The organism is Staphylococcus sp. GDY8P67P (genome assembly GCF_017892545.1).
In the GTDB taxonomy this organism is placed as follows: domain Bacteria; phylum Bacillota; class Bacilli; order Staphylococcales; family Staphylococcaceae; genus Staphylococcus; species Staphylococcus ureilyticus.
This window is the reverse complement of the sequence record NZ_JAESLH010000012.1, coordinates 103589-128603: the sequence shown is the minus strand read 5'-3', so window position 1 is coordinate 128603 and position 25015 is coordinate 103589. Positions and strand designations below refer to the sequence as shown.

Annotated in this window: 22 protein-coding genes and 1 pseudogene; 9 read left to right on the top strand and 14 right to left on the bottom strand. The window is 31.8% G+C overall.

Annotated features, from left to right (window positions below):
* Positions 1 to 80: 80 nt before the first annotated feature.
* Positions 81 to 566 carry a pantetheine-phosphate adenylyltransferase gene (gene coaD / locus KA833_RS05210; RefSeq protein WP_019469279.1) on the bottom strand — a complete coding sequence of 162 codons (486 nt, stop codon included), beginning with the start codon at positions 564 to 566 and terminating at the stop codon, positions 81 to 83.
* Position 567: 1 nt separating this feature from the next.
* Entirely contained in the window at positions 568 to 1110 is a 543-nt protein-coding gene (gene rsmD / locus KA833_RS05205; RefSeq protein ID WP_046207846.1) for a 16S rRNA (guanine(966)-N(2))-methyltransferase RsmD, read from the bottom strand.
* Positions 1111 to 1175: 65 nt separating this feature from the next.
* Between rsmD and KA833_RS05200 the strand changes: the two genes are divergently transcribed.
* Positions 1176 to 1565 (top strand): DUF7147 family protein, encoded by a 390-nt coding sequence (locus tag KA833_RS05200; RefSeq protein WP_046207847.1) that lies wholly within the window; start codon positions 1176 to 1178, stop codon positions 1563 to 1565.
* Between the two features lie 84 nt (positions 1566 to 1649).
* On the opposite strand, the gene KA833_RS05195 is transcribed toward KA833_RS05200, so the two are convergent.
* The gene (locus KA833_RS05195) at positions 1650 to 1901 is read right to left on the bottom strand and encodes a YlbG family protein (RefSeq protein WP_046207848.1); all 252 of its coding nucleotides are present in this window, start codon (positions 1899 to 1901) and stop codon (positions 1650 to 1652) included.
* Between the two features lie 131 nt (positions 1902 to 2032).
* On the opposite strand from KA833_RS05195, the gene KA833_RS05190 reads away from it, so the two are divergent.
* Positions 2033 to 2959: a glycerophosphodiester phosphodiesterase family protein gene (locus tag KA833_RS05190; protein ID WP_046207849.1), complete on the top strand. Its 927-nt coding sequence runs from the start codon at positions 2033 to 2035 to the stop codon at positions 2957 to 2959.
* A 67-nt stretch (positions 2960 to 3026) separates the two neighbouring features.
* Here KA833_RS05190 and KA833_RS05185 read toward each other — a convergent pair whose 3' ends face one another.
* Positions 3027 to 3461: a YlbF/YmcA family competence regulator gene (locus KA833_RS05185; RefSeq protein WP_046207850.1), complete on the bottom strand. Its 435-nt coding sequence runs from the start codon at positions 3459 to 3461 to the stop codon at positions 3027 to 3029.
* An 11-nt stretch (positions 3462 to 3472) separates the two neighbouring features.
* On the bottom strand, positions 3473 to 4522 hold the full coding sequence (locus tag KA833_RS05180; RefSeq protein WP_046207851.1) for a CAP-associated domain-containing protein: 1050 nt from the start codon (positions 4520 to 4522) through the stop codon (positions 3473 to 3475).
* 180 nt (positions 4523 to 4702) lie between these two features.
* On the opposite strand from KA833_RS05180, the pseudogene KA833_RS05175 reads away from it, so the two are divergent.
* Positions 4703 to 6959 (top strand): annotated as a pseudogene (locus tag KA833_RS05175) (ATP-binding cassette domain-containing protein).
* Between the two features lie 164 nt (positions 6960 to 7123).
* Here KA833_RS05175 and KA833_RS05170 read toward each other — a convergent pair.
* Together KA833_RS05170 and cyoE are read right to left on the bottom strand one after the other, a co-directional pair.
* Positions 7124 to 7600 carry a DUF420 domain-containing protein gene (locus KA833_RS05170; RefSeq protein WP_046207853.1) on the bottom strand — a complete coding sequence of 159 codons (477 nt, stop codon included), beginning with the start codon at positions 7598 to 7600 and terminating at the stop codon, positions 7124 to 7126.
* A gap of 24 nt (positions 7601 to 7624) precedes the next feature.
* Positions 7625 to 8536, bottom strand: a complete 912-nt coding sequence (gene cyoE, locus KA833_RS05165; RefSeq protein WP_046207854.1) for a heme o synthase — start codon at positions 8534 to 8536, stop codon at positions 7625 to 7627.
* A gap of 279 nt (positions 8537 to 8815) precedes the next feature.
* On the opposite strand from cyoE, the gene KA833_RS05160 reads away from it, so the two are divergent.
* Complete coding sequence (locus tag KA833_RS05160) at positions 8816 to 9724, top strand: COX15/CtaA family protein (protein WP_046207855.1); 909 nt, start codon at positions 8816 to 8818, stop codon at positions 9722 to 9724.
* 62 nt (positions 9725 to 9786) lie between these two features.
* Here the strand turns inward: KA833_RS05160 and KA833_RS05155 are convergent, their stop codons facing one another.
* From KA833_RS05155 to KA833_RS05145, 3 genes are all read right to left on the bottom strand, one after another.
* Positions 9787 to 13242 carry a pyruvate carboxylase gene (locus KA833_RS05155; RefSeq protein ID WP_046207856.1) on the bottom strand — a complete coding sequence of 1152 codons (3456 nt, stop codon included), beginning with the start codon at positions 13240 to 13242 and terminating at the stop codon, positions 9787 to 9789.
* Positions 13243 to 13610: 368 nt separating this feature from the next.
* Positions 13611 to 14846: a cell division peptidoglycan polymerase FtsW gene (ftsW, locus tag KA833_RS05150; RefSeq protein WP_046207857.1), complete on the bottom strand. Its 1236-nt coding sequence runs from the start codon at positions 14844 to 14846 to the stop codon at positions 13611 to 13613.
* 357 nt (positions 14847 to 15203) lie between these two features.
* A complete protein-coding gene (locus KA833_RS05145; RefSeq protein WP_019469266.1) occupies positions 15204 to 15479 on the bottom strand; it encodes an Fpa/YlaN family protein in 276 nt (91 codons plus the stop codon).
* A gap of 344 nt (positions 15480 to 15823) precedes the next feature.
* On the opposite strand from KA833_RS05145, the gene KA833_RS05140 reads away from it, so the two are divergent.
* Both KA833_RS05140 and KA833_RS05135 read left to right on the top strand, forming a co-directional pair.
* Positions 15824 to 16306, top strand: a complete 483-nt coding sequence (locus KA833_RS05140) for a hypothetical protein (protein WP_046207858.1) — start codon at positions 15824 to 15826, stop codon at positions 16304 to 16306.
* Entirely contained in the window at positions 16307 to 16480 is a 174-nt protein-coding gene (locus KA833_RS05135; RefSeq protein WP_073342466.1) for a DUF2197 domain-containing protein, read from the top strand. It begins immediately after the preceding gene.
* A gap of 613 nt (positions 16481 to 17093) precedes the next feature.
* On the opposite strand, the gene typA is transcribed toward KA833_RS05135, so the two are convergent.
* Positions 17094 to 18941: a translational GTPase TypA gene (gene typA / locus KA833_RS05130; protein WP_046207859.1), complete on the bottom strand. Its 1848-nt coding sequence runs from the start codon at positions 18939 to 18941 to the stop codon at positions 17094 to 17096.
* Between the two features lie 100 nt (positions 18942 to 19041).
* Between typA and KA833_RS05125 the strand changes: the two genes are divergently transcribed.
* A complete protein-coding gene (locus KA833_RS05125) occupies positions 19042 to 19233 on the top strand; it encodes a DUF5325 family protein (RefSeq protein WP_046207860.1) in 192 nt (63 codons plus the stop codon).
* A gap of 193 nt (positions 19234 to 19426) precedes the next feature.
* Here the strand turns inward: KA833_RS05125 and KA833_RS05120 are convergent, their stop codons facing one another.
* Complete coding sequence (locus KA833_RS05120; RefSeq protein WP_046207861.1) at positions 19427 to 20242, bottom strand: inositol monophosphatase family protein; 816 nt, start codon at positions 20240 to 20242, stop codon at positions 19427 to 19429.
* Between the two features lie 246 nt (positions 20243 to 20488).
* Here KA833_RS05120 and KA833_RS05115 point away from each other — a divergent pair, with 246 nt between their 5' ends.
* A complete protein-coding gene (locus tag KA833_RS05115; RefSeq protein WP_046207862.1) occupies positions 20489 to 21100 on the top strand; it encodes a YktB family protein in 612 nt (203 codons plus the stop codon).
* 403 nt (positions 21101 to 21503) lie between these two features.
* On the opposite strand, the gene KA833_RS05110 is transcribed toward KA833_RS05115, so the two are convergent.
* The gene (locus tag KA833_RS05110; RefSeq protein WP_046207863.1) at positions 21504 to 22010 is read right to left on the bottom strand and encodes a DUF4064 domain-containing protein; all 507 of its coding nucleotides are present in this window, start codon (positions 22008 to 22010) and stop codon (positions 21504 to 21506) included.
* A gap of 238 nt (positions 22011 to 22248) precedes the next feature.
* Here KA833_RS05110 and KA833_RS05105 point away from each other — a divergent pair, with 238 nt between their 5' ends.
* The gene (locus tag KA833_RS05105) at positions 22249 to 23574 is read left to right on the top strand and encodes an Nramp family divalent metal transporter (RefSeq protein WP_064209130.1); all 1326 of its coding nucleotides are present in this window, start codon (positions 22249 to 22251) and stop codon (positions 23572 to 23574) included.
* A gap of 227 nt (positions 23575 to 23801) precedes the next feature.
* Here the strand turns inward: KA833_RS05105 and auxB are convergent, their stop codons facing one another.
* A complete protein-coding gene (gene auxB, locus KA833_RS05100) occupies positions 23802 to 24983 on the bottom strand; it encodes a lipoteichoic acid stability factor AuxB (protein WP_046207864.1) in 1182 nt (393 codons plus the stop codon).
* Between the last annotated feature and the right edge of the window lie 32 nt (positions 24984 to 25015).

Sequence of the window (25015 nt, the reverse complement as noted above, 5' to 3'; positions counted from 1 at the left end):
GGGAAGTGTATTTTGGATTACCTGAGCTTCTGCTCATGCATAAGAACCACTAACCCAACAAGTTGGGAAGTGGTTCTTTATCATTTCTTAAACTTTTCATTCAATGCTTTTTCAACATGTTCTGGTACAAAATCGGATACATTAGCCTTATATGCAGCCACTTCTTTCACTACACTGGAACTAATAAAGGAATAATTTGTACTTGTCATCATGTACATCGTTTCTACATTACTATTTAACTTTTTGTTCATTGAAGTCAATCTCAATTCATATTCAAAATCGCTTACAGCTCTCAAACCTCTAATAATTGTTTGCGCACCAATTTCATCACAAAAATCTACAAGTAATCCATTAAAATGATGTACTGTAACATTATCAAGGTGTTTTACAGATGCTTCTATTAACTCAATGCGCTCATCGACTGAAAAAGTGCCCGACTTGTTGTTATTTTTCAAAACACAAATGTGCAATTCATCAAAGCGATCGGCACTCCTATCAATGATGTCAATATGACCATATGTAATTGGATCAAAACTTCCTGGAATCACTGCTTTAGTTGTAGACATTTTAATCTCCTTTTTCTAATAACAAAGTGTCTGTTAATCCATAGTGATATCTTTTAATCACATGAAATGATTTTGTATCAATCTCTTCTTTATGATTGAACTCACAAACGATAATACCATTTTCTTTTAATAAATTAAACTTTATAATTCCGTCTAACGCTTCATCAATTAATCCCTTATCATAAGGTGGGTCTAAAAATATAACATCAAATTGTATTTCTCTTTTTGAAAGTGCTTTAAGTGCTCTATCTGCATTATTTTTATAAACTTCCGCTTGTTCATCAATGTTTAAATGTTGAAGGTTCGCTTTGATAATTTTTATTGCTTTGAAATTTTGATCTACAAAAATCACTTTTTCCATTCCTCGAGACAATGCTTCAATACCCAAGGCACCACTTCCGGCAAATAAATCTAACCCAATGCCTGATACTTCGTGTAGACTGTTAAAAATTCCTTCCTTAACTTTGTCCATCGTAGGCCGAGTGTTACGACCTTCCATACTTTCTAGTGGTTTACTTTTATGGATTCCAGAAATCACTCTCATTGAGAAACACTTCCATTCTTTAAGTTATTTTTATATAATACATACTGCATGAAAGGAGGGGCAAAATGAAACAAGCCTTTATACAATTGGGCGAGGGCCTTACAGACTTATTTGAATTTACAACGCTCATTGAATACAATCACGCACGAATCGAGCATATCGTTTACTTCCACACCCCTACTTTTGATAAACAATTATCTTCAGTGGCTATTATTATGAAACCTACTCAAGGTCAACATTTTCAGGCGATGTATATTATGGTAAATGCAGTTAAATATCCGTATCCGCATTCGAATAAAAAATTCAATTTAATTAATGAACAAGCAGCACGCTTCAACATTGATGTGAAAGAAATTGATGTGCAACCACCCGAGCATTTTCATTCCAACAGTATTTATTTCAATTATTTAATCAGTGTATTGAGACTTCAACGATGGATACCACCATTACAATAGTCTTAAATAAAACAAAGTCACGTAGTTATATTTAAAGCTAATGTGACTTTGTTTGTTAATAAAAAATATTTAAATTTAATACAATCACGAAAATTCATGTTGTTCTTTTGGATACTCTTTTTTAAGATATTTATAAGGAGAACCTGCTATATGTTTTACATATTTTAAGTTCATCAGTTTGTTTACAATAGCGTCAGCCTCTTCTTCATTTATATACATAATAACATAACGTTGTAACTTATTCGTACTGACTATATGTCCAAATTTTCTAATTTGGCGTTCGTGTTTCATATGTTTTAAATATATAACTAAACTTGTTCTAGATACAATATTCATACTATCATCACTCCATTTATTAGCCACTTTATAATATCATGCCTAATTCTATTAATAAATAACAATTATTTTGAACAATAGCTAACATTTGCTATATTACTGTATATACTCAAATCAAGGAGGATTTGCGCATGACAACAATAAACAAATTAATAAAAGGTGCATTTTTAGGTACGGTTGGTTTAGTAGGTAGTGTTATTTTCTTTTCTAAATATAAAGCTAAACCTACGAACCAAGAAGTTCCAGCTTTTTTCTCTAAGCCTGCACCGTACATTTTCGCACATCGTGGTGGTATGGCAGTAAAACCTGAGCTAACAAAACTCGCATTTGACAATGCTTTATCACATCACGTAGACGGATTCGAAATTGACGTGAGATTGACTAAAGATCAACAATTAGTGGTTTTTCATGATGCAGATGTTGATCGTACAACAAATGGCTCTGGAAAAGTAGCAACACATACTTTAACTGAATTAAAACAACTAGACGCAGGTTATCATTTCAAGGATTTAAACGGCTCAACACCTTATCGTAATCATCCTGACGCTAAAATACTGACTTTTGATGAATTATTAACATTATATCCTAACACACTGATAAATGTTGATCTTAAAGATGATTCACAAAGTAATCTAGGTAAATTAGCACCTAAAATAATTTACGATATCATTGTTAAAAACCACGCGCAAAATCGAGTTTTAGTTACTAGTTTTCAAAGCGATCAAATTAATTTGTTCAAAAAAGAAAGCAACCATACAATAGCGATTGGCGCAAGCCAAAATGAAGTGGCAGAAGGCTTCTTAAAATTCAAATCAGGTTTAGGTAACACGTTTAAACCACAAGCACATACATTTCAAATGCCAGTGAATTTTAATGGTATTAAATTGACTTCTCCTAGATTTATTCAGTGGTTAAATGAACGTAACATCGTTCCAGGCTTTTATGGCATTAACAATTTAGATTTAATGAATGATTTAGTTAAAACTGGGGTGCATACGTTAGTCACTGATAGACCTGATTTAGCAGAACGTTTTAAAAACACCTATCGAAATAAATAATTATACAAAAGCTGGGTCACTACAAGTGCCCAGCTTTTATATGAATTAACACTACAGCGTTGATTTGCTATAAAGAACAGCTACAAGAACCACCTGTAGCACAACCACTTGCATCTTTTTGGAAAAATGGATTGCCAGTTTCTATCTTTACATTTTCAGATACAGCATAAGCTATTTTCACGATAACCTCATCTATTAAGTTTTGTAATGCAACCTCTTTTTGTTTGTAATCCATAACTACAGGTAGCATTTCATAAGCACGTTTACGTTTACGTGTTTCTAACATCACTTTTTGGTAATCTGGATGATATTTACCAAATCTCATGATTTCATCATATTGTTCTTTTGATTTTAAAAAGGCTTGATAGAGTAAATGTGCTTCATCGTTTTCTTGTAAATTTTGTTCTGCTTTTTTAAATGAATGATATAATCGTGAATCAAGTATTTTATCACTTAAATGCTCAATATCATCAAGAATATTCACCGTTTCTTCTGTTATCATAATAATCTCTCCTACTTATCTTCAATGAAAATAATTGTATAATATCCGTTTGACACTTCGCCGCCAACTTCATTGTATTTAGAATTTAACATCCTTGATCTATGAATATCAGAGTTTAACCAACTGTGGATTAAAGTTGGTACTTCGTTAAAATCATAACCCACATTTTGACTAGTGGAAACAAAAGAAATATTTTGTTCATTCAGCTTTTGTTTTAATGCATCTTCTGTGAATTCTACACTGTCAGTATCAATAGCTTCGTATAAATTGTATGATGCGATATGAGCTACGTCATTGTTGATTTTTAAAGGTTTTGCATCTTTTAATTTACGCATTTCATTAGTTATTTCATAAAGTGTCATCAATTGATTTGCATTCTGTTCATATGGTATTTTTTTATAATTATTTTTCACCTTTTTATCTTCTTGTGCAGTTATCATTTGATAAGGTTTAAATGCCATTAATGCTTCACTATCTAAATATCTTACACCTACGATTTCGTTAGCTTGTTGATCAATATATATTTGTGCATAAACATCATTAAATTTAATTAATGTCTGTGTTTTCATATCTGAATCAGAAAGTTCTATTTCATACGTTTTGCCATTAGCTTTAATCGTCGGTTCCGGATTGATACTGTACTTTTCGAAAACATGAGATGCATTGTCACCAATTTCTACCGGATTAGCGTTAGCATTTTTACCAGTGGCATACACAGATTTAATCTTATTTTTTTTAGTTGTTACAAGATAATATTGATCTTTTTGTTTAAAGACGTAGTTTTTAAAACCACCTTTATATGCATACACTCTATCAGCTTGTCCATAATTTTCAGTTAAATTATGTAAATCTTGTCCAATCCAAGTACCCACACCTTTTTTAAGCTTTGGATTTTCAACATTTGTTTTTGTGTTTCGAAAATCTTTATTTTGTGTTGTTTTTGACGTATCTTTATTAGGATTTTCTAAAACATCGAATTTCAAACGCGGTGAGTAAAATAAATAAATTATAAAACAAATCAATACTAATACACCAATAACTTTAATTATCAGTTTCTTCATCGCTCATCCACCTACATTATTCTTTGGTTTATTGTACATGTTTATAACAGATACAAGCAAGGCATGTCCTCAAATTTATTGATTTGTAATCATCCCTTTACATTTTCATCATAGATTATCTTAACACGACTTAATAGACAATAAAATTTTGGGTATAAAATAAATAAAGGGGTGACAAAAATGTCAATCATTCGTATTCACGGTGCGAAACAAAATAATTTGAAAGATATTTCCGTAGATATACCAAAACATAAAATTTCTGTATTCACTGGTCGTTCTGGTTCAGGTAAGTCATCATTAGTCTTCAATACAATTGCTGCCGAATCTGAACGTTTACTTAACGAAACATATTCTACATATATACAAAACCAATTAAAACAATATAGTAAACCAAACGTAGACTTAATAGAACACTTACCCGTAGCTATGATTATCAATCAAAAAAGATTAGGGGGAAATTCACGTTCAACTGTAGGTACAATTTCTGATATATATGCTTCAGTCCGTTTATTATGGTCACGTATCGGTACACCTTTTGTAGGATATTCTGATATCTTTTCTTTTAATAACCCAAAAGGTATGTGCGAAACATGCTCTGGCCTTGGATACATAGAAGATATTAAACTTAGAAGAGTTATTAGATTTTGAAAAATCTTTAAATGAAGATGCAATCCGTTTCCCTTCTTTCAGACCGGATAGTTGGCGTGGTAAACGTTATTTATATTCAGGTTTATTTGATAATGACAAGAAATTAAAGCATTATACTAAAGAAGAATTGGATACTTTGTTATACACGAAACCTACCAAATTGAAAAATCCTCCTGAAAACTGGCCAAAAACTGCAAAATTCGAAGGGCTGATTCATCGATTCAGACGTTCATTTTTATTAAATGATAATTTCGAAAAAAATAAATTCAAAAATGATATTGAAAGAGTTGTGACGTCACAAAAATGTCCGACATGTGATGGCAAGAGATTAAATCAAAATGTATTAAAATCTAAAATTAACGGCTTAGATATTGCTGATTTCACACACTTATCTATTGATGATGCGATGCATTTCATAAAAAAACTAGAATCTAGTAAAGCACAATTTATAATTAACCCTTTGCTAAAGCAATTAGAATCTCTTAGTTATATCGGTCTTAACTATCTTACTTTGGATCGTGAAACGAAGACCCTGTCAGGTGGAGAGTCTCAACGTATTAAACTTATCAGACATCTAAATAGTCCTTTAAGTGACCTAGTTTATATCATTGATGAACCGAGTGTCGGGCTACATCCTGAGGATATTCAAAAAATAAATGAAATTATTCAATCGCTTAAAAACAAAGGTAACACAGTTCTAGTTGTAGAGCATGACCCTGACGTTATCAAAATCGCTGATCACATCATAGATTTAGGACCTTATGCCGGAAAAAATGGCGGTGAAATTATTTTCACTGGTAGTTATTCTAGTCTGTTATCATCAAATTCTAGTACTGGACAAGCACTAAAGAAAAAACACAAATTAAAATCAAAAGTAAGACCAACTCATGCGTTTATTAACTTAAACCATATGACGCAAAACAATTTAAAGGATATTTCAGCGCGTATTCCTAAACATGCAATGACTGTGGTAACCGGTGTAGCTGGCTCTGGCAAGAGCACACTTATACACGGGGGCTTAAAAAATAATACTGATGCTATTATTATTGATCAAAAACCGGTGCACGCTTCAAGTCGTTCTCATTTATTAACATATCTTGATATATTTGAAGACGTTCGTAACTATTTCAGTAATCATACAGGCTTAAAGAAATCATTATTCAGTTACAACTCTGAAGGCGCTTGTCCTGAGTGTCATGGCAAAGGCGTGTTAAAAACTGAGCTTGCGTTTATGCCAGACTTCACTCAAATTTGTAATGTATGTGGAGGTAAAAGATATAAACCTGAAGTATTAAGTGCAACGATTGCAGGCTATTCAATAGCAGATATATTAAACTTAACGGTGGATGAAGCGTTAGATTTCTTCCATACAAATAGGTCTATTGCAGAACCTTTACAATCATTGAAGGCAACTGGCTTAAATTATATGAGTTTAGGTCAAACACTTGATACACTTTCTGGTGGTGAAATACAACGTGTTAAACTCAGCAAGTATTTAACACACACTGTAAGCGGCCATATCTTTGTATTTGATGAGCCTACCACTGGTTTACATGAAGATGATATACCAATTATTTTAGCTAGTTTTGATAATTTAATTGAGCAAGGGAACACTGTGATAATCATTGAACATAATTTAACAATGATGACGCATGCGGATTGGATTATAGATATTGGTCCATATGCTGGAAATAAAGGTGGCAAATTACTATATCAAGGGAAACCGGATGGTCTATTAACAAACACTGCTTCTGTTACAGCAAAACACTTAAATAGATATTTATCTTAGGTTAAGATGCTTCTACACTTAATTCATATTTTCACATTTTTATTAATATAAAATAAATCCAAATGTATCTGTAACCTTTAAATAAAAATAACCTGCGACACAAAAGTGTCGCAGGTTATTTTTAGATATAATCAATATTTTAGCTAGATTAGTCTCTCGCATCCTTAGCTAAGTATATTTATAAAACCGAAAGTTGCTTTCAATAATGATGTCGTTTCTCCGCCTGGATATAATACATAGAGTAGTACATAAACCATCACGCCTGTGATAGCAGTACAAAACCAAACAATTGATGCAATTGGTCCTACAAATCTGTGAAGTTTAAACTTGTCTTTGAACGCAGTGATAATTTGGAAAAGTCCCAATAACCCACCAATGGTAGCTAAATTGATATGAAAAATTAAGAATATTGTATAATAAATCTTAATTGATTCTGGACCGCCAAAAGCAGTATTACCAATAAATATCGTTCTCGAAGCATAAATAATAAAAAACGTTAGCGCAAATACGGCAGCAAGCAACATAAATTTTTTATGACTTTCGATTTCTCTTTTCCATATTTTACGCCATCCGATTGCAATAAGGATTGCGCTTATCACTATACATGTTGTGCTAATTGTAGGTAAGATTGGTAAATTCATAAATTCCATCCTTATTAATATTTATTAGAACATTTTAATTAATGAAACAACAACAACGAGTACGAAGAAAACTACTAAATAGTTTAAAGAATAAATAAACATTTTTGTTGCCCATTTTGTTTGATCTGAATCTTTTTTAAAACTAGTTAAACCTAAATATAACCAGCCTAAGTTTAATAACGTAGCTAATACCATAAACGTTGTACCAAGATCACTCAATAATAATGGCAATGGTAATAACAATATTAGCCATATAAACATACTCACTCTCGTGCGTTTGAAACCTTTAACAGAAGGTAACATCGGAATATTTGCCAAGCTATATTCATCTTTACGTTTTATTGCCAATGCATAAAAATGTACTGGTTGCCAACAAAATATTACTAAGAATAGCGCTACAGCAATTATACTAATATTACTCTCGATAGCTGTCCAACCTATTAACGGTGGTACAGCACCAGGAAAACTCCCAATTACTGTATTCCAAACTGTATGACGTTTAGACCAAATTGAATAAAATGACACATAGCCAACGATACCTAACAATCCAATTACACCGGATGGTATATTTAAAGCAAATAATAATGCTTCCCCTACGAGCATCATTCCAAAACTAAGTAATAATAAATTTCTATTTGAAATTTTCCCATTAACTGAAGGTCTTTGCTGTTTACTTGGCATGATACTGTCAATATCTTGATCATAGTAATTATTTAAAGCGCATGCGCCCCCCATAATTAATGTCGAACCTACCAACATCATTAAAATCTGTGGTATTGACGAGAGGAAGGAATGATTTGCCAACACAATTGCAAGCCATGAACCGGCAAACGCTGGAATTAAATTGCCCTGTACTAGTCCCATCTTAATAATTTGTTGTAACTCTTTAAACGTTACACGACTAGAATTATGCGACAAAGTTTGTTCTTTGTTCATAATTTCCCTCCTAAATTTTCCATATAATACAATGATATATCAATTTAAGGTCATTGACTACATTTATACAAAGTTATTTGTGACACTTTATCGACATTCACAAATAGTCATTTTTGTGACACAATTAGAAGTGTATTTCTTGTTATAATAATAATTAAGTTTTATTTAAAAATAAAGAAGTAAATGTAAAGAGTCTTTGGTTTACAGTATAATGGTTGTTATCATTTGAGCTGAACCATTACTCATATTCTGTTTTATTTATTTGTGGGGGGTTAATTCTTGTTTAACAAAAAAAACCTGAAATGGTTATCTGTATTGGCAGCGATAATAATGGCATTTGTACAGCTAGGAGGTGCCCTAGTTACTAAAACTGGTTCAGCTGATGGTTGTGGCTCTGACTGGCCGTTATGTCATGGTGCTTTTTTACCTCAAAATTTGCCTATACAAACAATTATTGAATTAAGTCATCGTGCAGTATCAGGTCTATCTTTAATTCTTGTTTTATGGCTAGTGATAGTTGCTTGGAAACATATTGGTTATATCAAAGAAGTTAAACCGTTATGCATGATTAGTATTGGTTTCTTATTATTACAAGCACTTGTTGGTGCAGCAGCAGTCATGTGGCAACAAAACGATTATGTTTTAGCGTTACATTTTGGTATTTCATTAATTTCATTTTCTTCAGTATTTGTTTTAGCGTTAATTATCTTTGAAGTAGACCGTAAATACGAAGCTGATGAATTATTTATTCGTAAACCACTTAGAATCTACACATGGATTATGGCAGTCATTGTATATTTAACGATTTATACTGGAGCTTTAGTTAGACATAAAGAAGCAAGTTTAGCTTATGGTCAATGGCCGCTTCCATTTAATGATTTAATACCTCATAACGTACAAGATTGGGTGAACTTCACTCACAGAGGTATGGCTTTAATCGCTTTTATTTGGATTTTAATTACGTTTATACACGCAATTAATAATTACAAAGAAAATCGAACAATTCGTTTTGGTTATACCGCTGCATTTATTTTAATAATTTTACAAGTGATTACAGGTGCTTTATCTATTATTACTGAAGTGAATTTATTAATTGCTTTATTGCACGCACTATTCATAACAATATTGTTTGGTTTAATTGCTTACTTTATTGTATTGATGCTAAGAACGATAAGAAGTGGCGGATAATCTACTTTAATTAACTTACAAAAATGCTGGGATACGTTAACCGTATCCCAGCATTTTTTAGTTTAATCTTCTTGCTCTTTTTCAATTTCTATTAATAAATCTCCTGTTTCAATCGCATCACCATTTTGTACTGTCACTTTTCTTACGACACCATCAAATGGTGCTTGAATAGTTGTTTCCATCTTCATAGCTTCAGTAATCAATAATGCTTGCCCACTCGTCACAGATTCACCTTCTGTAATTTTTACTTCTGTAACTGATCCTGGCATTTGTGCACCAATATGATTTGGATTCAGTTTATCCGCTTTGGGTTTAACGCTGGCATTGGCTTTCACATTTTCATCTTGTATAAAGATACGTCTAGCCTGACCATTCATATCATAAAATATCGTACGTACGCCTTTTTCATCAGGTTCTGTAATCGTTTTAAGTGTAATAATTAATCGTTTACCTGTATCAATCTCAATTTCTACAGTTTCATTTGCTCTCATGCCAAAGAAAAATGTTGGCGTATCTAGAAGTGATACATTGCCATATTGTTCTTGTGTCGAAATAAATTGTTCATAGACTTTAGGATATAACACATAACTGATTACATCTTGCTCAGTGACTTCTTTTTGTTGTTTTTCCTCTAATTCTTGTCTCACTGTTTCAAAATCGACTGGCTCTAAGTATTCTCCTGGGCGTTCAGTTAATGGTGTTTGACCTTTCAATATCACTTTTTGAAGGTCTTTATTGAATCCATTTACCGGCTGACCAATTTCTCCTTTAAAGAATGATACGACAGATTCAGGGAAATCTAATTTATATCCATCTTTTATAATCGTTTGTTCATCTAAATCATTTTGAACCATGTATAAAGCCATATCACCAACAACTTTTGATGAAGGTGTTACTTTAACAATATCACCGAATAAGAAATTAACACGTTTATACATATCTTTCACTTCATTAAATCTATTGCCTAAGCCTAAACTTTTCGCTTGTTGACGTAAATTCGAATATTGTCCACCTGGCATTTCATGTTGATAAATTTCTGTGTTAGGTGACTTAATATCACTTTCGAAATCGCTATAGTATTGACGTACAGTACCCCAATAATGTGATAATTCTTCCATACCATCAATATCTGCACGCATGCTTCTACCGAAACCATTCAGTGCATAATACAACGAATTACCACTAGGTTGACTGGTTAAACCACTCATAGATGCAACTGCTGTGTCAATGACATCTACACCTGCATCTATAGCTTCTTTATAAGTTAATAGCCCATTTCCGCTTGTATCATGTGTGTGTAAATGAATTGGTAAATTGACCGCTGCTTTTAATTCACCGATTAATTCATACGCAGCTTTTGGTTTTAATAAACCGGCCATATCTTTAATTGCTAAAATGTGGAATCCTTCTGATTCAAGTGTTTTCGCCATATTTATATAGTAATCTAATGTGTAAATATCAGAACGATTACTATTTAAGAAATCACCTGTATAGCAAATAGCGCCCTCTGAAATCTTACCTGCTTCTTGAACGGCTTCATTTGCCACTTTCATTTGATCTATCCAATTTAATGAATCAAATATGCGGAAGACATCTATACCTGCATCAGCACTTTCTTTCACAAATTTTTTAATGACATTATCTGGATAGTTTTTATAGCCAACAGCGTTAGATGCACGTAAAAGCATTTGGAATAAAACGTTTGGAATAGCTTTTCTTAATCTTTCAAGTCTTTCCCACGGATTTTCTTTTAAGAAGTTGTAAGCAACATCAAATGTTGCGCCGCCCCACATTTCTAATGAAAAACTATCTTTCATTACTTCTGCTGTTTTAGAAGCAATATTCATCATATCTTTAGTTCGTACGCGTGTGGCCAACAATGACTGATGTGCGTCTCTGAACGTTGTATCTGTAATTAATACATCTTCTTGTTGTTTTAACCATTCCGCAACTGCTTGTGGCCCTTTATGATCTAATAACTGCTTTGTACCTTCAAATTTTTCGACAACCTTTTTTGGAACCTGAGGAATTGGCGACGTTTCATAAATCGGTTTCGGCCTTTTTTCTACGTTAGGAAAACCATTGATAGATACATTACCTATATATTCTAATGTCTTTGTTCCTCTATCTAACGTAGGTTCAATATCAAATAACTCAGGTGTACTTTCGATAAACTTAGTCGTGTAATCTCCGGTCTTGAATTGAGTATTTCTCATTACATTAATTAAAAATGGCACATTAGTTTTCACACCACGAATGCGCATTTCTTGTAATGAACGGTCCATTTTTTCATTTGCTTGTTTAAACGTCATACCATGTGTAGATAATTTTACAAGTAATGAATCATAATATGGTGAAATCTCGGCACCTTGGAAACCATCACCAGCGTCAAGTCTGACACCAAAGCCACCACTTGAGCGATAAGCAATAATTCTACCAGTATCTGGCATAAAGTCATTTGTTGGATCTTCCGTTGTAATACGACATTGAATCGCATAGCCTAATGTTTGAATATCTTTTTGTTGTGGCATGCCTATTTCATCATCAAATAGTTTTTCACCATCTGCTACAAGAATTTGAGTTTTAACAATATCTACACCTGTTACCATCTCAGAAATTGTATGCTCAACTTGTACACGAGGGTTAACTTCTATGAAATAGAAATCGTCTCCAGATACTAAAAATTCAACTGTACCAGCATTTACATATTCAATATTTTCCATTAATTGAATCGCAGCATCACATATACGCTCTCTTAAATCATCAGTAAGTGCAACAGATGGCGCAACTTCAACAACTTTCTGATGTCGTCTTTGGACAGAACAATCACGTTCATATAAATGAACGATGTTTCCATGTTCATCACCAATGACTTGTACTTCAATGTGTTTTGGATTATCTATATATTTTTCAATATAAACCTCACTATTACCAAAAGATTTCTCTGCTTCAGATTTTGCTCTGTGAAATGCTTCTTCCAATTCATCTTCTGAACGCACAATACGCATACCCTTACCGCCGCCACCGCTTGTAGCTTTAATCATCAATGGGTAGCCGGCTTCATTTGCAAAAGCAATTGCATCGGATTGATTATCAATTGGTCCATCTGTACCTGGAATAACTCTTAAATCAGCATTTATAGCTGTCGTTCTTGCCTTAACTTTATCCCCAAACATGTCTAGATGTTCGACACGTGGGCCGATAAACTTTATCCCCTCTTCTTGACAGCGTTTAGCAAAAGTTTCATTTTCACTTAAAAATCCATAACCAGGATGAATTGCGTCCACTCCTGCACGTTTCGCAACATCTAAAATGCGCTCTATATCCAAATATGATTCTGCTGGTCCTAAATCTTTCCCAACTAAATATGACTCATCAGCTTTATATCTATGTAAAGACCCTTTATCTTCGTTTGAATAAATCGCAACTGTTTTAATATTCAATTCTGTTGCAGCCCTAAAAATCCTTATTGCTATCTCTCCACGATTGGCTACCATAAGTTTATTAATTTGTTTCAAATCATGGTCCCCCTTAAATTTTGAATTTTCTAAAAAGTTGAATATAAAATTGATTATAGCAAAATACGAACTATGTATACAGTAAAATAGTTTTCACATTATTTAAAATTACAATAAAACCATTACTTTTATTTTAAAGATAAGACTAACTATTTTATTGTAATTAACACTGAAAAAATGGATACCTATCGTATTTAAGAGAGATTATATCACAAAAACAACATAATATAAAGTTATCATTATTAATAACTTAAACTTATCGAAAGAGTTACACTTATTAACTTTTTCAAAAGTAGCTTGTACAGATAAAAAAATAAGCAAACGTTTCCAACATTTGCATGTTGAATCGTTTGCTTATTTTGCACGTATTAATTATTTTTTGGCACGCTAAAATTTTTAGTATGTTTACGTTGCTGTCTTCTTTTCGATTCATCTACTTTAATTTGTTTAGCTGTAATTAACAATAGTCCCATTGCAATACTTAAGCTAATCATTGATGACCCACCAAAGCTAATAAATGGTAACGGGACACCAGTTAAAGGTATCGTGCCTGAAATACCACCTAAATTGACAAATGTTTGACTACCTATATAACTCGCAACACCTACACAAACTAATTTATAAAAGTATGAGCTTGTTTTACTCGCAAGTTCAAATGCACGATATACAATAAAGAATAATAGGCAAATGACAATTAGCCCTCCAACAAGTCCAAGTTCCTCACAAATAATAGAGAAAATAAAGTCAGTATGTGGTTCCGGCAAATAACCTAATTTCATAATACTATTTCCTAAACCACGGCCTAACAATCCTCCATTACCAATTGCAATTAATGAATTAGAAATGTGGTAACCTGTGCCACCTTCATTACTAAATGGATCTGTAAGGGTACTGAATCTAGCCGTTAAATAATCTGGCACGAGCCCTATGAGTAAAAATAAGCCACCAATAAGTACAACACCTGTAAGAACAATTAAACCATATTTTAGCGATTTTTGAACGCCAATACCTGCATAAAATAAGATTGAGAAAAAAATTATTAAAATTAATAATGTTTGCCCTACATCGCGCTGTAAAAACACAAGGCCAATACAAATAGCAGATAAAATGATTGGTGAAGTCATTAATTTAGGATTTTTAAAAACTTTTGGCCTTTTCTTTTCAATCATATATGGAATATATAATATCAAAGCAATTTTCAACAGTTCTGAAGCTTGTAAATTCATAAAGCCTAAATTAATCCAACTTTTCGAACCATTAATATTACTTCCTACTAAAAGCGTTGCCATTAATAATAAGATAATCCCAAGCATCATCCATTTTTGAAACTTAATTGTTTCCAAAAACTTCACATTCATCACAAAAGCCATAATAAAAACAAGAATGATACTCATAATTACATACATTAATTGCCTAGTGTAAAAATATGTTCCTGTCACAGGTACACCGCCTGTTAAAGAACCTTTAGTGGCTGCAACCATACTTGCACTATATACCATGACTAAGCCAATGAGACATAACAACAAATATGTAATTACTAACGGATAATCAATATATTTAGCATTCTTACTAATATATTGAAAAAAACTCTTTATGTTATTCATTCGACATATCATCCAATTCTATTTTATATATTCTTTACATATTAATCATTTTTAATAAAAGTTTCAGAAACGTTACGTTATTCTAAAAACCGAAATTGTTTTTTAAATTAATTGTACCTTTAACAGTATATCAAAAATTGTATTCATTTTTCGAACAAATATAATTTGTTGTTCAATCATTAATATACTAATACATCCTTTGTTATCAAACAAAAAAAGTGGCTACGATACAATCAATATAATATTGACATCTTAGCCACTTCAAATATCTTATGTAGTTTTTTAACTACTTAATTTCACTTTATATCATTTTATTTAGTAAAAATAAATTTATACTTTTAAAATTACTGAATCCAATTAAACGTTTGTAAATGCCTCATGCAATTTAGACAATTCTTTTTCTAAACGAAGCATTAAATCTTTGCCCGCTTCTCTGTCTACCAAGCCTAGTTCAACAGCAAAATCAACTTCTTTTTGTAAACCAAACATTTGCGTATCAAGAACTTCTTCATACAATGGGCATTGAGGTAATGTAAGATTATCCATTTGAACTTTGATCAATTGAAGAATCCTGTCTGCATCTTTATTTAATTGGTCATATGCCGCACTGTTTAATTTTTGGCCCTTTACCATGACATACTCCCCCTATCAATTGTAACTTTATATGTAAAAGTTTATCTTACTGATACAGAAAAAGCAAGCGAATTCAGTAATATACTAAGGCTAGTTATTTATGATAATATTAGAAATAGTGATATATTTAGTTTAGTTACATATATAATTAATGAAACGAACTACACAAATCATTGTGCTATGAGCGTTCAAGCAATTAGACATTTTTATTTATATGAAGCATCTCTTATGATATAAACTATTTAATTACGTCTAAATTCACAAAAATGTCAATTATTGTAACGGCTGAACTTTTTGTCGATTCGTTTTATTTAAAATTTTTATAATACATTAGGAGTGGGATTATGATTCAAATTAAGGGTGAAGTTAAATTTCCAATTACTTTAGATAGTACAACTTGGATATTTGATGATAGAAAAGTTAAATTAGAAGATTTAGAGAGTGGTGTTTTTGACGGCACTAAACCAATCAATTTCGATGACAATCGGGAATGGAATCGTGCAATTTTAGAAGGACAAACAAATCCTCCAACACTTAATTCAGAAATTAAATATAGAAAAAGAGCAGTTTTAGAAAATTCATTTGTAATTAATATGTCACCATTTTTCAAAAATGCTGAGCCTTATGATCATGCGAAAGCAATACGTTTATTTAATGATAATGACTCAATAGAAGTGCCAATAGATTTACTACCATATCTTTTCTTCCAATTCGCTCGTGATGGTAAAAGACTTTATGAAGATAACTTCGTAGATAGTTTTGTCTATATTCCAGAACAAGGTTATTCATATGAGTTCAAGTATGTTACTCACATCGAGGTGATTTAAATGATAAAAGTGCAATGTATTATCTGTGATACCGAAGTATTCATTGATCAAAATACATTAGAAGCTAAAAGATTAAGAAATGATCCAATGCACACTTTTATGTGCGACGAATGTAAAAGTCGTCTGGATACACCAAAACAACGTAATCAAGCAACAACTTTCGACCATCGATAATCTATTTGTACAGACTTACACATGTTTTAAATCAAAAAGCAAAATATAGCTTCATCATATTAGCAATCGTTAATAGCTTTGATCATCGTCATCGACAGTTAATATTTTATAAGTCAACTGGAACCTTAATCTTAAAATACGCCCTGTGGAAGTTTTTATCACTTTGAAACTTTTATAGGGTTTGTTTTATATCACCATTGCTTATCAATTAACTTTCTTGATGTGAAACAACACTGATCCTGTATACTCAAGCAACTCATGATATACTTTGAAGTTTTATCAGTAACTACTATTCTAGATTTCACGATTACTTATCAAAGATATTCGCTACAAAATCAAAATATTTATCTATCATGAATAAATACAATTAAATGATTTAATTTGATGTCATGTGTATAAAAGTTATAAGTTAATATAACACCTCTGCTTTACTAAAACGCCTAATTAATTAAAAATCGAACTAATTATATTACCAAATACAGATTATTTTTACTACTTAACAAGTGAATATCATAAAAAAAGCAACATCAATCTCTATATTATTCCAATAGAAATTGACATTGCCATGTTAATCAAAAGTATTTATTGCTCCAATACTATGATGATTTACTAATTACTCTTCTTCTTGCATTAATTGTTTGATTCGTTTTGCTTCTTTTTCACGCGCTGCTTTTTCTAAAATTGTTTTTCTAATGCGAATCGTTTCAGGCGTTACCTCTACTAATTCATCATCATTGATAAATTGTAATGCTTCTTCTAAAGTTAATTTTCTTGGGCGTTTCATTGTAACTGTTTGATCTTTTGTAGCTGAACGTACGTTAGTTTGGTGTTTTTCTTTCGTAATATTTACTGTTAAGTCATTTTCACGATTGTGTTCACCGACAATCATACCTTCATATACTTCAGTACCTGGTTCCATAAAGTTCGTACCACGATCTTCTAATCCCATAATCGCATATGAACTTGCTTGACCTTTGTCCATAGACACAAGCGCACCATTTCTTCTACCGCCTATACGGCCTTTAACACGAGGTTTGAATTCTTCAAAAGTATGGTTAATAATACCGTAGCCACGTGTCTGTGACATAAACTCAGTAGTATAACCGATTAAACCACGTGCTGGAACCATAAATATCAGACGAGTTAAACCATTATCAGTAGTCACCATATCTAGCATTTCACCTTTACGTTGACCTAATGATTCTATGACAGCACCTGTATATTCTTGTGGTACTTCACATTGTACACGTTCGAATGGTTCACATTTAACGCCATCAATTTCTCTTAAGATAACTTGTGGTTTTGAAACTTGTAATTCATAACCTTCACGTCTCATATTTTCAATTAAAATAGATAAATGTAGTTCACCACGTCCTGCAACTATCCATTTATCTGGAGATTCTGTTTGAGTTACTTTTAATGATACATCTGTTTCTAATTGTTCATCTAAACGCTCTTGAATTTGACGAGACGTTACGAAGTCACCTTCACGTCCAGCAAACGGTGAGTTATTAACTCTAAATGTCATTTCCAATGTAGGTTCATCTATTCTAAGAACCGGTAAAGGCTCTTGATGATCATTAGGTGTTACAGTTTCACCTACGTTAATGTCTTCCATACCTGAAACAGCAATTAAATCGCCTGCATAAGCTTCTTCAATTTCTTCACGTTTTAATCCGAAATAACCGAAAATTTTAGTTACTCTGAAATTCTTTACAGAGCCATCTAATTTTAATAAAGATACACTATCACCAACACGCATCGTTCCTCTAAATACACGTCCTACACCAATACGTCCAACATAATCGTTATAATCCAACAATGCTATTTGGAATTGTAACGGTTCTTCTCTATTATCAATTGGCGCTGGCACATAATCAATAATTGTTTCGTAAAGTGATTGCATGTTTTCATCTTGTTTTTCAGAATCTAAACTTGCAGTACCATTAACAGCTGATGCATAAACAACAGGGAAATCCAATTGTTCATCATTAGCTTCTAATTCAATAAATAAATCTAAAACTTCGTCTACTACACCTTCAGGTCTAGCTTCAGGTTTATCAATTTTATTTACTACTACTACAGGTTTTAAATTTTGTTCAAGTGCTTTTTTTAATACGAAACGTGTTTGTGGCATTGTACCTTCATAAGCGTCTACAACTAAGATTACACCATCAACCATTTTCATAATACGTTCAACTTCGCCACCGAAATCGGCGTGTCCAGGTGTATCTAAAATGTTGATTCTGTTATCTTTATAATTAATTGCCGTATTTTTAGCAAGAATTGTTATGCCTCGTTCTCTTTCTATGTCGTTAGAATCCATTGCTCTCTCATCAACATGCTCATTTTCACGGAAAATTCCTGATTGTTTTAATAATTCATCTACTAATGTTGTTTTACCATGGTCAACGTGAGCGATGATTGCGATATTACGAACATCTTCTCTTATTTTAGTCATTTTATATAATTTCCTTTCTCGAGTAAATTCCCACTTTTCTTTGCAACTTTTTTATTATATCATATAATTGGTTAAAGAAAACTATAAAGGTGTGGTTGGGATGCAACAAAAAAAATCTAAATCAATATTCTGGGTACTCGCTATCATAGCTGTTATATTTTTGCTTTTGTTTAGCTTTAGTATCGCTGCTACAAATGTTCCAATGATGATTTTAACATTTATACTATTCATTGCAACATTTGGGTGCGGTTTCACTTTAAAAAAGAAATATCGTGAGAATAATTGGTTATAATTATAAAATAAATGAGGACAGAAAATCATTAAAAAATGTATTTTCTGTCCTTTTTTATATGTTAATTTTATTTAAAAATGCTTTAAAGTTTGTATTTAACACGCTACTAATTAAACCATCATTGACTTTCTGTATCACATCACTTACTTTAAAAGTTAAAATTTGATTAGTTATATGATTCAAAACAATCACTTTAATGTTTTAATCGTTTTTGTAATGCTTCTATCATTTCATTATTTTTTTGAAAATGAAATTCTAATAGTTCTGCATGTAATTGAGGATTTGCCATTACTATGGAACTCGGTTCATATATGGACAAGGCATTTCCCATTAAATCTGTGCCTATGCCACCTACTTCTTGCAAAATGATTAAACCACCAGCAAAATCCCAAGGTTGTAATCTAGGTGTAATGTAGCCTCCTAATTTACCCGTAGCTACATGAATAATTTCTAAGGCAGCCGAGCCATAAGCCCTCGCACTTCTAGCTTCATCCACAATTGGTTTGAACACTTCACCTAACTTTGGCTTTGTAAGCCAATTTGGATTAATACCAATTATACTTGTTTTTAAAGGACTCGATTGAATAGTAGATAACGAATTCCCATTTTCAAATGCACCATCTCCAACTTTTGCATGGTAAAGTTTATCATTTATGACATCGTATACAAATCCTGCATATGGTTTGCCATCATTAAATATGCCTATAGAAATTGCAAAATTTTCTTTTTGATGTACAAAATTCAACGTCCCATCGATTGGGTCAACAACCCATACAATACCTGATTCATCTTTAAGGTCATGTCCATGTCCCTCTTCACCAATTACTAAATGTTCTGGATAAGTCTGCTTAATATTGTCAAAAATATACTTTTCAGTCGCTTTATCAACATTCGTCACTAAATCATTGGGATTTGACTTAGTTTCTATTTCTATACCTTGTTTCATGATTTTTTTTACATTGATGCCCGCTTCTAAAATAAGGCCTTTTGCAAACTCATAAACAGTCATTGTATCCCTCTCCTTTTTCACGACTCACTTTTCATTAATATTTAATAAGATAAAGTTTTATATATTTAAAATAGTCAATTGTATGTAATATCATATTAGTTAATAATACTATGTTTTTACCCTGATTCATAGGTTTATACACGTTTCTGTGCAATGTAATATCGTTCAAAGAAAAATGCAATGGCAATGTTTATAGAATAATATTGTGCTAAAATAAAAATAATAATTACATACTAGGAGGTTAAAATGGCTAAATATACATTTAAAGCAAACGATTTTAAAGCATTTACTGTTGATGGTTTAGATAACAGAATGGAAGCTTTGAATAAACATGTTCGACCACAATTACATGAATTAGGAGAATATTTTTCCCAATATTTAGAGGCAACAACAGGAGAAGTATTTTATCCTCACGTTGCTAAACATGCAAGACGAAGTGTAAATCCGCCTAAGGATACATGGGTTGCATTTGCAACTAACAATCGCGGTTATAAAATGTTGCCTCATTTTCAAATAGGTCTTTTTGAAAACCAATTATTTGTCATGTATGGTGTTATGCACGAAGCAAAAGATAAAGCGCAGCGTGTGAAGGTTTTTGAAGAACAATTTCAAACCCTTAAAAACTTACCATCCGATTATAGTTTAAGCTTGGACCACATGTCTCAAGAAAAAACTTACATCGCAAACATGTCAGACGATGATATACAGAGTGCAATTGATCGTGTTAAAAAAGTGAAAAAAGGTGAATTATTTGTTGCACGCACACTTGCCCCAAATGCGAATGAATTAAAAACAGATAAAGCTTTCTTAAACTTTTTAGAAGAGACTTTCGCACAGTTATTAAAATTTTATAAATAATGTTTAACTCCGATTCTATAAAGCAACCAAGGTATAAATAGCTTAGACCTTATAAAAAGAGTGGGACAGAAATTTATTTTTATTAAAAAAATTCGTCGTCCCACTCCAGTTATGCTGATTAGAATGAAAAAAAGAATAATATGAAAGAGTTTAGGTCATCGTTGAGTCGACCTAGACTCTTTTTTTATGTTAATAAATGTACTTTAACGTATTTCGTTAACTAACTTTAAATTAACGGACGAAGCAAAAAAATATATTTATTTAATTTCTATGTCTGTATTCTTATTAAATCCAAAAATTATACTCATAACTAAACTGCTAACATAGACAATACTTTGTTAGCAGTTAGCGTATATTTTCAATTTTTTATAAATCTTTTAATGGTACGAATCGTTCACATAATTTAATAAATATATGGGTCCTCATCTTTTTTCTTTTTTAATTCTTGCTCTGGATTCATGTCACTTTTTTGTCGTGGATCATTATTCTTGCCATTTTCACTATTGTCATTTGACTTCATTTGATATTGTGATTGAATTTTGTCTTTTTTTACTAACAGCATAATACCAGCAATTATCCAAAGTATTAATGCGATAAAATTACCAGTAAAAATACTAATTAAAGCCGCTGCAATTAAAAGACACCCAGCTAAAATTCTGTTTCCTTTAATTGTAAAAACACCACAGAATCCTAGAATCGTCGCGAATAATAAAAATCCACCTTGCATTAATATCGACGCTTTAAGTGCATCTGCTGATATAGACATACCTTGCTGTTCATATATTTGATTTAATGCTTCCTTGGATTCGGGAAAATTCAATAAAATTAACCCCAAAATCATGAGTATTAAAAATAATAAACTAAGACCGTTTGCAATCCAAGCAAGGATTTTTTCTGCTTTCCGATTCATCATTTTTTCCTCCTATTCTTTCATTATCACTATCATAGCAAATTTAACAATATTACAAAATTACAAAGTATTATTTTCTATATTTCAAAATATTAATTTACTAATAAAAAATTAAAAGCAGTAAAATTTTAACCTAACATTTTTTCTTTGTTAGGTTGACCTAATAATTTTTTTGGAGTAATCTATAAAAAGTTAGTTAGAAGTATAGGAGGTATCACTATTGACTAATAATATAAAAATGCATAATAAAAGTTTAGAAGAAATCAACAATACGGTTTCTATTAATACCAATGGTAAATTTAGTCAAAAGTTATTATCTTATTTAGGTCCAGGATTATTAGTAGCAGTTGGTTACATGGATCCAGGTAACTGGATTACTTCAATGCAAGGTGGTGCACAATTTGGATACATTTTGCTATTCGTCATTTTACTCTCTAGCTTATCAGCAATGTTACTACAAAGTATGACGGTAAGATTAGGAATAGCTACAGGTATGGATTTAGCACAAGCTACAAAATATTACTTAAATAAACCATTATCTTTTGTGTTTTGGATTATTGCTGAATTAGCAATTATTGCAACCGATATCGCAGAAGTAATCGGAAGTGCGATAGCATTAGATTTATTGTTTGGCATTCCATTACTTGTTGGTGCGCTTATCACCGTATTAGATGTATTTTTATTACTCTTTATTATGCGATTTGGTTTCCGAAAGATAGAAGCAATCGTAGGTACGTTAATTTTCACTGTACTTGTGATCTTTATATTTGAAGTGTTTATCGCTTCACCACATGTCAATGAGGTTTTAAGTGGTTTTGTACCAAGCAAAGAAATCATAACGAATAATAGCGCGTTGTTTATTGCACTTGGGATTATTGGTGCTACAATTATGCCACACAACTTATACCTACACTCTTCTATTGTGCAGTCAAGAATGTATGATAGAAATAGTCTAAAATCAAAAGCACATGCAATCAAATATGCTACAATGGATTCTAATATTCAACTTTCGATCGCATTTATTATTAATTGCTTATTACTTGTTTTAGGTGCAGCCTTATTTTATGGTGTTAACACTGATCAATTAGGTGGTTTCTACGATTTATATCATGCTTTACAAAACCAGCCTATATTAGGAGCTTCTATGGGGGCAATTATGAGTACCTTATTTGCAATTGCTTTATTAGCATCAGGCCAAAATTCTACAATTACTGGTACGATGGCTGGACAAATTGTAATGGAAGGTTTTTTACACCTCAAAATTCCAAATTGGTTACGTAGACTTGTTACACGTCTACTTGCAATTTTACCAATTATATTCTGTATCATTATTTTTAAAAGTGATGAAGCTAAAATTGAACAATTACTAGTATTTTCACAAGTATTTTTAAGTTTAGCTTTACCATTCTCATTAATACCTTTACAATTGGCAACAAACAATCGTTATTTAATGGGACAATTTAAAAACAGAACTTGGGTTAATACGATATCGTGGTTATTAATCATTATTTTAAGCTTATTAAATGTATATTTAATATTAGAAACATTTAAAGAACTTATGTAAACATATTACTTAAATATATACAGAGTAATAAAACAGCAATTTCTTTATTGAAGTTGCTGTTTTGTTTATTTTTAAATCTAATACCTTTGTTTAATGACGATTTCTGTATGTTTTCATTATTATAGTGATTTTGTGAACGGTCAAAATTGTCAAATATTCATATAAAAAAAGAGCAAATCCAAAATGGATTTGCTCTTTTTTGAGCATAGCATAATAAAATACATGCTTTATTTTTCTTTATCAGTATCTGCTGCTTCGCTTTGCATATTCTTACTTGATTGGTTTTGTTCTTCATCACTCTCTGATGACTCTGCAGATTGACTTGTGATTTTCTTTCGTTCTTCAAAATTCATTCTTCGTTGATTAACTGCACTGGGTTGTTGTTTACGTCTTTCTTTTTCACGCTGTTTACGTGCTTTCTTTTCTTGCTTGATCCGAGCTTTTTCTTCTGCTTTTTCTTGTTTCAATCTGGCAGCTTCCTCAGCCTTTTCTTGCTTGATTCGCTGTTGTTCTTCATATGCTTCTTGTTGAAGTTGTTGTTCTTTTTCAAATGCTTCTTGTCTACGTCTAGCTTCTTCTTCAGAGGCTTGGCTATCAAAGTTTTGATCTGCTTGGTCGTTTTGAAGATTTTCATCATTATCATTTGACTGCTGTTTTGATTTATAATTGTATTTTGCTTGTCGAGATAGTACTTGAGGTTCTTCCTCTTTTGAATTGATATCCGAATTTACTTTATTAGCAACTTCGGAACTATACCCACCTCTTCTTAATTGTTGTTCTTGATTTGATGGTTGTTCTACGTCAGAAGTATCTTGTTGTGCTTTGTATTGTGGGTTTGGTTCTGGTCTTGGTTCTGTCCTTGGTTCAGGGTTTGGTTCTGCTTTTCTTTCTTGTCCATAGTCATTATAACCACCTTGATAACCACCAGAATAATATGCTGGTATCATTTCTACTTTATCTTTGCGTGCAAACATCATAATTGCCACTATTAAAAATAGAATCGGTATAATGAGTGGTACAAATAACAGAACTAAAGGTAAAGTTACGATTGTAGCTATTAAAAATAAAAAACCAGATAATATTCTAATATTCATTGATATTAAAGCTAAAAATGATATTAATAAACAAACAATAAAATATACGATAACTGCCCATATACCATTTTGTAACCAAATAACGAATTGAATCGTATTTAATCCATTATTCGCCAGTATTTGCTGAATAAAATCATTACCATTTAACGACGTTTCTAAATTTTGAATAGAACTTTCACTACTAAAAGAAACTAGTGCAATAAACATTGTGATGATTGTTAATAATAGTAAGAATATCCAGCTCAACCAACCCAATACCTTTTCTGCTAGTCGACTCACTGGACGCCTAACTTGAGTATATTGTTCTCCTGACATTTCTATACAACTCCTTATACTACTTATCAAAC

What these genes read in the sequence shown, in the direction of transcription:
- coaD (WP_019469279.1), bottom strand. Translation starts at nt 566, where the DNA reads ATGTCTACAACTAAAGCAGTGATTCCAGGAAGTTTTGATCCAATTACA.
- rsmD (WP_046207846.1), bottom strand. Translation starts at nt 1,110, where the DNA reads ATGAGAGTGATTTCTGGAATCCATAAAAGTAAACCACTAGAAAGTATG.
- KA833_RS05200 (WP_046207847.1), top strand. Translation starts at nt 1,176, where the DNA reads ATGAAACAAGCCTTTATACAATTGGGCGAGGGCCTTACAGACTTATTT.
- KA833_RS05195 (WP_046207848.1), bottom strand. Translation starts at nt 1,901, where the DNA reads ATGAATATTGTATCTAGAACAAGTTTAGTTATATATTTAAAACATATG.
- KA833_RS05190 (WP_046207849.1), top strand. Translation starts at nt 2,033, where the DNA reads ATGACAACAATAAACAAATTAATAAAAGGTGCATTTTTAGGTACGGTT.
- KA833_RS05185 (WP_046207850.1), bottom strand. Translation starts at nt 3,461, where the DNA reads ATGATAACAGAAGAAACGGTGAATATTCTTGATGATATTGAGCATTTA.
- KA833_RS05180 (WP_046207851.1), bottom strand. Translation starts at nt 4,522, where the DNA reads ATGAAGAAACTGATAATTAAAGTTATTGGTGTATTAGTATTGATTTGT.
- KA833_RS05170 (WP_046207853.1), bottom strand. Translation starts at nt 7,600, where the DNA reads ATGAATTTACCAATCTTACCTACAATTAGCACAACATGTATAGTGATA.
- cyoE (WP_046207854.1), bottom strand. Translation starts at nt 8,536, where the DNA reads ATGAACAAAGAACAAACTTTGTCGCATAATTCTAGTCGTGTAACGTTT.
- ftsW (WP_046207857.1), bottom strand. Translation starts at nt 14,846, where the DNA reads ATGAATAACATAAAGAGTTTTTTTCAATATATTAGTAAGAATGCTAAA.
- KA833_RS05145 (WP_019469266.1), bottom strand. Translation starts at nt 15,479, where the DNA reads ATGGTAAAGGGCCAAAAATTAAACAGTGCGGCATATGACCAATTAAAT.
- KA833_RS05140 (WP_046207858.1), top strand. Translation starts at nt 15,824, where the DNA reads ATGATTCAAATTAAGGGTGAAGTTAAATTTCCAATTACTTTAGATAGT.
- KA833_RS05135 (WP_073342466.1), top strand. Translation starts at nt 16,307, where the DNA reads ATGATAAAAGTGCAATGTATTATCTGTGATACCGAAGTATTCATTGAT.
- typA (WP_046207859.1), bottom strand. Translation starts at nt 18,941, where the DNA reads ATGACTAAAATAAGAGAAGATGTTCGTAATATCGCAATCATCGCTCAC.
- KA833_RS05125 (WP_046207860.1), top strand. Translation starts at nt 19,042, where the DNA reads ATGCAACAAAAAAAATCTAAATCAATATTCTGGGTACTCGCTATCATA.
- KA833_RS05120 (WP_046207861.1), bottom strand. Translation starts at nt 20,242, where the DNA reads ATGACTGTTTATGAGTTTGCAAAAGGCCTTATTTTAGAAGCGGGCATC.
- KA833_RS05115 (WP_046207862.1), top strand. Translation starts at nt 20,489, where the DNA reads ATGGCTAAATATACATTTAAAGCAAACGATTTTAAAGCATTTACTGTT.
- KA833_RS05110 (WP_046207863.1), bottom strand. Translation starts at nt 22,010, where the DNA reads ATGAATCGGAAAGCAGAAAAAATCCTTGCTTGGATTGCAAACGGTCTT.
- KA833_RS05105 (WP_064209130.1), top strand. Translation starts at nt 22,249, where the DNA reads ATGCATAATAAAAGTTTAGAAGAAATCAACAATACGGTTTCTATTAAT.
- auxB (WP_046207864.1), bottom strand. Translation starts at nt 24,983, where the DNA reads ATGTCAGGAGAACAATATACTCAAGTTAGGCGTCCAGTGAGTCGACTA.